The organism is Mycolicibacter sinensis (assembly GCF_001673565.1).
GTDB lineage: Bacteria > Actinomycetota > Actinomycetes > Mycobacteriales > Mycobacteriaceae > Mycobacterium > Mycobacterium sinense_C.
The window spans coordinates 40,187-46,538 of the sequence record NZ_LZMF01000141.1 but is presented as its reverse complement, the minus strand read 5'-3'; the positions used below and the strand labels follow the sequence as shown (position 1 = coordinate 46,538).

Annotated in this window: 8 protein-coding genes and 1 pseudogene; 3 read left to right on the top strand and 6 right to left on the bottom strand. The window is 66.4% G+C overall.

All coding sequences use genetic code 11. The annotated features are described in order from the left end of the window. Positions 1–89: 89 nt before the first annotated feature. A complete protein-coding gene (locus A5648_RS20960; protein WP_065026403.1) occupies positions 90–299 on the bottom strand; it encodes a hypothetical protein in 210 nt (69 codons plus the stop codon). Between the two features lie 122 nt (positions 300–421). Between A5648_RS20960 and A5648_RS20955 the strand changes: the two genes are divergently transcribed. Next, on the top strand, positions 422–727 hold the full coding sequence (locus tag A5648_RS20955; RefSeq protein WP_065026409.1) for a CDGP domain-containing protein: 306 nt from the start codon (positions 422–424) through the stop codon (positions 725–727). Here A5648_RS20955 and A5648_RS25140 read toward each other — a convergent pair. Further along, positions 684–884, bottom strand: a pseudogene (locus A5648_RS25140) (NAD(P)H-dependent oxidoreductase); the annotation flags it as partial. The gene A5648_RS20955 and the pseudogene A5648_RS25140 sit on opposite strands and share 44 nt — an antisense overlap. A gap of 125 nt (positions 885–1,009) precedes the next feature. Here A5648_RS25140 and A5648_RS20950 point away from each other — a divergent pair. Further along, entirely contained in the window at positions 1,010–2,107 is a 1,098-nt protein-coding gene (locus tag A5648_RS20950; protein ID WP_065026402.1) for a ferredoxin reductase, read from the top strand. Between the two features lie 15 nt (positions 2,108–2,122). Then, positions 2,123–3,517 carry a fatty acid desaturase family protein gene (locus A5648_RS20945; RefSeq protein WP_065026401.1) on the top strand — a complete coding sequence of 465 codons (1,395 nt, stop codon included), beginning with the start codon at positions 2,123–2,125 and terminating at the stop codon, positions 3,515–3,517. A gap of 55 nt (positions 3,518–3,572) precedes the next feature. Here the strand turns inward: A5648_RS20945 and A5648_RS20940 are convergent, their stop codons facing one another. The 4 genes from A5648_RS20940 to A5648_RS20925 all read right to left on the bottom strand — a co-directional run bounded on the left by A5648_RS20940 (position 3,573) and on the right by A5648_RS20925 (position 6,330). Next, positions 3,573–4,034 carry a flavodoxin family protein gene (locus A5648_RS20940; RefSeq protein ID WP_065026400.1) on the bottom strand — a complete coding sequence of 154 codons (462 nt, stop codon included), beginning with the start codon at positions 4,032–4,034 and terminating at the stop codon, positions 3,573–3,575. Continuing rightward, a complete protein-coding gene (locus tag A5648_RS20935) occupies positions 4,031–4,468 on the bottom strand; it encodes a hypothetical protein (protein WP_428844366.1) in 438 nt (145 codons plus the stop codon). The genes A5648_RS20940 and A5648_RS20935 overlap by 4 nt, the downstream gene beginning before the upstream one ends. Positions 4,469–4,497: 29 nt before the next feature. After that, positions 4,498–5,235 (bottom strand): 4-hydroxy-tetrahydrodipicolinate reductase, encoded by a 738-nt coding sequence (gene dapB, locus A5648_RS20930; RefSeq protein WP_065026399.1) that lies wholly within the window; start codon positions 5,233–5,235, stop codon positions 4,498–4,500. Positions 5,236–5,313: 78 nt separating this feature from the next. Beyond that, the gene (locus tag A5648_RS20925) at positions 5,314–6,330 is read right to left on the bottom strand and encodes an alpha/beta hydrolase (protein ID WP_065026398.1); all 1,017 of its coding nucleotides are present in this window, start codon (positions 6,328–6,330) and stop codon (positions 5,314–5,316) included. Positions 6,331–6,352: the final 22 nt, after the last annotated feature.

Here is a 6,352-nt window from a genome sequence, read left to right as displayed (position 1 = left end):
CGCAAACGCACCCGAATCCAAGACCGCGCCCACCGCATCAACTCCGAACGCGCACTCAACAAAGCCCCACCCTGACGAGCAGGCGGCAACTAGCTCTTGAAGGGCAGGATCTTGTTGAGCTGGTCGAGTTCCTTGCGCAGGTCGTGGATGAGTGCGGTGCCCCTGGCGGTGTGCGCCACGGCATGAATGCCGTCCTTGTGCTTGACCAACTCCGAGAGGTCCTGATGGGCGGCACGCACCGATTCCAGCGTGCGCGCGAGCAGGTCGGCGGTGGCCTGGGTGTCGTTTGCTTGCGTCACGGCATCGCAGCTTATCGCCTCACTCTGGGAACTGGGCGGAAACGGCGGGCGCAAATCTGCCGAACCCCGGCGACATCCGGCATAGTCTCTCGGCAACACACTGGGACGGGAAGGGAATGGCCGTGAAGCGCTACGTCACGGGTGGGCTGACCGCCGTGTTGGGGGCCGCGGCGCTGATGACCGGGTGGCTCGGCGCGGCGCCGGCGGCCCGTGCCGGGTGCCAGGACAATCCGCTGCTGTTCTTCTCCACCGCCCAGAAGTGCGATGGGCCACTTCAGCCCGACGGTAGCTGGCAGCGCTGCGTGATCTATTACTACGAGCCGCCGAAATCCCCGCCGTCGCAGCAGGACTGCCACCAGATGGGTCCGCTGGGCCGGCAGTACCCGTTCCACTCGTTCTATCAACCGGAGACCCACATCGGCCCCTAGCTGTGCTCAGCCGGCCCCCAGCGCGCTTCCGAGTGATCGGGCAGTAACACACGTCGAAGGCGTGCTTGAGGGCGCCGCTCAGAGAGCCCAGGTTGGCCGGGCTGCCCAGCAGGTAGCCGTCGGCGGACAGCATGCCGGCCGGCGACACCGCCAGCGCGGCGCTATGCATCTACACGTAGTCGGGTTTCAACACCTCCCAGACCGGGTTACCTACCGCCAAGCAGGTTTAGGCCTGCCATGTTCAAGGGCGGTTCGCACGGCCAGCCCGGAGGGAGTCGGGATATGGCCGAACGAGGTGCCGAACCCAACGTCCCACGAGGCCGTCGATTGTTTTTGCGAGCGGTGCGGCATCTGTTCAGTCCGTTGCGCCCTGACGATTACCTCGAGATGGTTAACCCGCTCTGGACGACCAAAGAGTTGCGCGGCAGGGTCGAGCGGGTCGAGCCGCAGGGCTCCGAAGCGGCCAGCGTACTGATTCGCCCAGGGTATGAGTGGCCGGGCCACAAGCCGGGCCAGTATGTACGGCTTGGTTTGGTCATCGACGGCCGGTACCACTGGCGCGCATATTCGCTGACTTCGGATCCGCAGCCAGAGGACGGGCTGATCAGCGTCACGCCCAAGGCGGTGGACAGCGGCGTGGTGTCGCCGTACCTGGTCCGGAAAATTCAGCCCGGAGAGCTGGTACGGCTCGGCGAAATAGAGGGCGTCTTCACCCTGCCCGAGCCGCTGCCCGCGAAAATGCTGTTCATCAGCGCCGGCAGCGGCATCACGCCGATCATCAGCATGCTGCGCAGCCTGGATCACCGCGGTGAGCTGGACGACGTGGTGGTGTTTCATTCCGCCCGCACCCGCGAGCAGGTGATGTTCCTGCCGGTACTGGAAGATCTCGACCGCCGCCACGAACACATGCGGCTGGATCTGCGGCTCACGGCCGAACGCGGCCGGTTGTCGCCGAGCGACTTGGACGAGTTGTGTCCGGACTGGCGCGAACGCGAAGCGTTCTGTTCGGGTCCGGGCGAATTGCTCGATGCGATGATCCAGCACTGGGAGGACAACGGCGACCCTGATCGGCTGCACTATGAGCGGTTCCAGCCGAAGATCGGCGGCAACGCCGGCGCAGGCGAAGGGGGCAAGGTTGCCTTCCTCGAAAGCGAGACTGCTGTCGAATGCGATGGAGGCACACCCATTCTGGAAGCCGGCGAACAAGCCGGTCTGAACCTCGCGTACGGCTGCCGAATCGGCATCTGCCACACCTGTGTTGGGAGGTTGAAGTCCGGCAAGGTGCGCGACCTGCGTTCCGGGGATGTCAGCGAGCCGATCGGACAAGACGTGCGGATCTGTATCCACACTGCCGAAGGTGACGTCGAACTCGAACTGTGATCGAAGGGAGCCACAGTGACCACTACCGCGGAGAGCCCGCTCGCCCGTCTGAGCGAGCAGGAACTGGAAAAACTTGCCAAAGAGTTCGATGCGATCCACGACGAGGTTTTCGCTGAGCTCGGTGATCGCGACCGCCACTACATCAAGACGGTGATTTCGGTGCAGCGCCAGATCGTCGTGGCCGGACGTGTGCTGTTGCTGGCATCGCGGTCAAGAACTGCGTGGGTGCTCGGCACGGCATGTCTGAGTATGGCCAAAATCTTGGAGAACATGGAACTCGGCCACAACATCATGCACGGCCAATGGGATTGGATGAACGACCCAGACGTCCATTCCTCGGTGTGGGACTGGGACACCGCCTCAACGGCGAAAGCGTGGAAACACTCGCATAACTACATCCATCACACCTACACCAACATCCGGGGCAAGGATCGCGATCTCGGCTACGAGATAATGAGGATCGACCCGAATCAGCCGTGGCATCCGGTCTGGCTCGCCCAACCACTGTTCAACTTTTTGCTGACGATTTTGTTCGAATGGGGCGTGGCCGTTCACGATATCGACTTCCGCGCCGCACAGCGCGGTGAGAAGCCGTGGTCGGAGGTGCGCCAAGAGCTCAAGGGAATCCGAGGTAAGGCGCGCGCGCAGATTGTCAAGGACTATCTCGGCTGGCCGGCGATCAGCGCCGGCGCGTTTGCCTTGGCCCAGCTGGCCCTCCGTGGCCGAATTGATCAGCCGGCGAAGTCGCGTGTCGGCCGGCGGCTTCGGAAGATCTCGAGCAAGGGCCGGATCGGCGCCACGGCGAATATGCTGGATCGGCTGTTGCCGGGTGTCGAAAGTACCTATTTGCGCACCCTGGCCGCCGACGCACTGGCTAATCTCATCCGCAATGTGTGGGCTCACGCCATCATTTTCTGCGGGCATTTCCCCGACCAGACTTACACATTCAGCGAAGAGGAAGTGGAGAACGAGACCCGCGGCGGGTGGTACGTCCGCCAGTTGATCGGCGCAGCCAACATCGAGGGCAGTCCGCTGTTCCACGTCATCAGCGGCAACTTGGGTTACCAAGTCGAACACCATCTGTATCCGGACATGCCCAGTAGCCGGTACTCCGAGATCGCGCCCAGGATCAAGGATATCTGCGAGCGCTACGCGTTGCCCTACAACTCCGGGCGGTTCTCCAAACAGTGGCTTACGGTGCACCGCAGTATCTTCCGGTTGGCATTCCCAGGCGGGAAACCTCGGCCGAAGCCTGGGCCATACCACAGCCCCGAGCGGAGAACCGGCCCCGGCGGCCCCAGCGAGGCCAGCCGATTCCGTGACCGACTACCCGCCGAACACCCTGATGCCGGGCCGGAACACGACTACGGCGGTGTCGAGGTGCAGCCGCCACCGCGTGGCAACGCCTAGCGCGGCGACCGCACTCAGTGCGGTGGACGCATCGCCCAACGGCTTCCGGGTCCGCTCACATCGATCCCATCAATTGCGCCGCGACCGTTGCGCCGAGGTTCCAGCACGCCTCGATATCGGCCTTGGTGGGCTTGCCGGACACCACGACGTAGTCGGCGGCCTTCACCCACCCCAGGCCGGTCGTGATGGAGTCGACGGCACGTTCGGCTCCCTCGGTGCCTTCGTTGCCGTGCAGATACAGCCCGAAGGGCCGGCCGCGGGTCGAATCCAGGATCGGGTAGTAACACACGTCGAAGGCGTGCTTGAGGGCGCCGCTCAGATAGCCCAGGTTGGCCGGGCTGCCCAGCAGGTAGCCATCGGCGGACAGCATGTCGGCCGGCGACACCGCCAACGCCGCGCGGCGCACCACCTCGACCCCCTCGATCTCGGGATCGGTCGCCCCGGACAACACGGCCTCGAACATGGCCTGGCAGTACGGCGACGGCGTGTGGTGAACGATCAACAGGGTCTTGCTCATCGGCTGTCCTGCAGCCGGACCGCGGTCTTCATGGTCTCCCGCGCGCGGCGCCGGTCCCCGGCGTACTCGTAGGCGCGGGCCAGCCGGTACCAGCGCCGCCAGTTATCCGGGTCGGCGTCGAGTTCGGCGCGCACCGTGTGGAATAGGGCATCAGCGGCGTCGCGTTCGATACGACCCGACGGCCGTCGCGGCAACGCGCTGGCGTCAAGTTCCATACCGTCGTCGGCGATCAGCCGGGACAGCCGCTGATGGGCGAAGCCGTCGCGCAGGGTGGCGATCATCGCCCACAGGCCGATGAACGGCATGACCAGCAGCGCCAGCCCCAACCCGACCGCGGGCGCCGAGCCGGACGTGATCAGCAGCACCGCGATGCGGCCCAAGAACACCAGATACATCAACAGTGCCAGGCACATGAAGGCGATGAGTGCCTTCATCCGGGCGGCCGCCGACACTGTGACCACGCCTACTGCAGGTCGAGGAGGGGTTCGAGGCCGATCGTCAGGCCCGGGAATTCGGCGACGCGCCGCACCGCCAGCAGCACCCCCGGAACGAACGACGTCCGGTCGATGCTGTCGTGGCGGATGGTGAGCGTCTCGCCCAGGGTGCCGAACAGCACCTCCTGGTGGGCGACCAGCCCGGCCAGACGTACCGAATGCACCGGAACGCCGTCCACGTCGGCGCCGCGCGCTCCCGGCAGGCCGGTGCTGGTCGCATCGGGGTTGGGCGGCAGACCTTTTCGGGCCTCGGCGATCAGCGCGGCGGTGCGGCTGGCGGTGCCCGACGGCGCATCGGCCTTCTGCGGGTGGTGCAGCTCGATGACCTCCACCGATTCGAAGAACCTGGCGGCCTGCACCGCGAAGTGCATCGACAGCACCGCGCCGATGGCGAAGTTGGGTGCGATCAGCACCGACGCACCGGGTTTGGCCGCCAACCAGGAGCGGACCTGGTCGAGCCGCTCGGCGGTGAATCCGGTGGTGCCGACCACCGCATGAATCCCGTTGTCGATCAAGAACTTCAGATTGTCCATCACGACGTCCGGGTGGGTGAAGTCGATCACGACCTCGGTGTCGCCGGCGGTCAGCAGGCTCAGCTCGTCACCGGCGTCGACCTCCGCGGACAGGGTCAGATCATCGGCGGCGCGCACCGCCGCAACCATCGTGGCACCGACTTTGCCCTTGGCGCCCAGCACTGCTACCCGCATGGCTGCCACCCTAGCGGGGACTGCGAGCGCGGCGAAGCCGGGCGCAGCGGGCCGCCGCCCTCAACACGGCAGCAAGCGTCAGGACACCTCCCGGCGGGCCTCCTCGGGCCGATCGGCTGCGGCCAGGCGCTCGGCCACGAACCGGCACATGAGATCGAACGCCGCCCGACTGTCCGGCAGAAAGGGGAACAACGCCGGGAATGCGTGCAGTTGGCGCGCCCACACCTCCAGACGGCTGGGCCGGCCCAGCCGCTGCAGCACGGCGTGCAGCCGTTCGGCATCGCAGCGCAGAATCTCCGACTCGGCCGCGATCAGCAGGGCCGGCGGCATGGTCTCCAGCCGGCCGTTGATCGGCGACAGATCGTGGCGCAGCTTCGCCGAGGGGCACACCAGATCGATGATGTCGGGCAGCACCGCCGGTATCCCGAACGCGTCGGCGCGCAAATTGCTGTGCGTCGTGCGCGCGACCCCGTCGAGCTCCAGCAGCGGCGAGATCCCGATCACCCCGGCCGGGGCCGGCAGGCCACGCTGCTGGCCGGTCAGCGCGGTCGCGAATGCCAAAAACCCACCGGCGGAGTCCCCGGCGAGCACCGTTTTGTCCGGGTCGGCGCCGAGGCCGAGCAGCCACCGGTAGGCGCCGATGCAATCGTCCACCGATCCGTCCACCGTCACCTGCGGGTACTGCCGGTAGTCGACGTGAACGACCGGCAGCCCGGTGCGTCGGGCGAGCTTGGCCACCACATGCAGGTGAGTGTCCAGGCCCCCGGTGACGAAGCCGCCGCCGTGGAAATACAGGATGGCGCCGTCGGCGAACGCCTCGCCCAGGGCCCGGCCGCGATCAGACGCGCGGACAACCTCAATCGGGACGTCGGCGCCCGCACCGCGAACGAAGCCCACTCCCACGAACGGCCGGACCCGTTGCAGCTTGGCGACGGTGTTGATCCGGCGGCCCACCGTGGTCACCCGGCCGGCGACCGTTCCGCTGCCGGCGTGCAGCACCAGCCGCCGCAGCAGGCGCGGGGTGACGGCGTTGGCGACCCCGTAGATCAGCTTGGCGGGCAGGCTTGCGCGATGAAGTGAAGCGGCTCCGAGCATCCGGGCAGTCTAGGGGGATGCC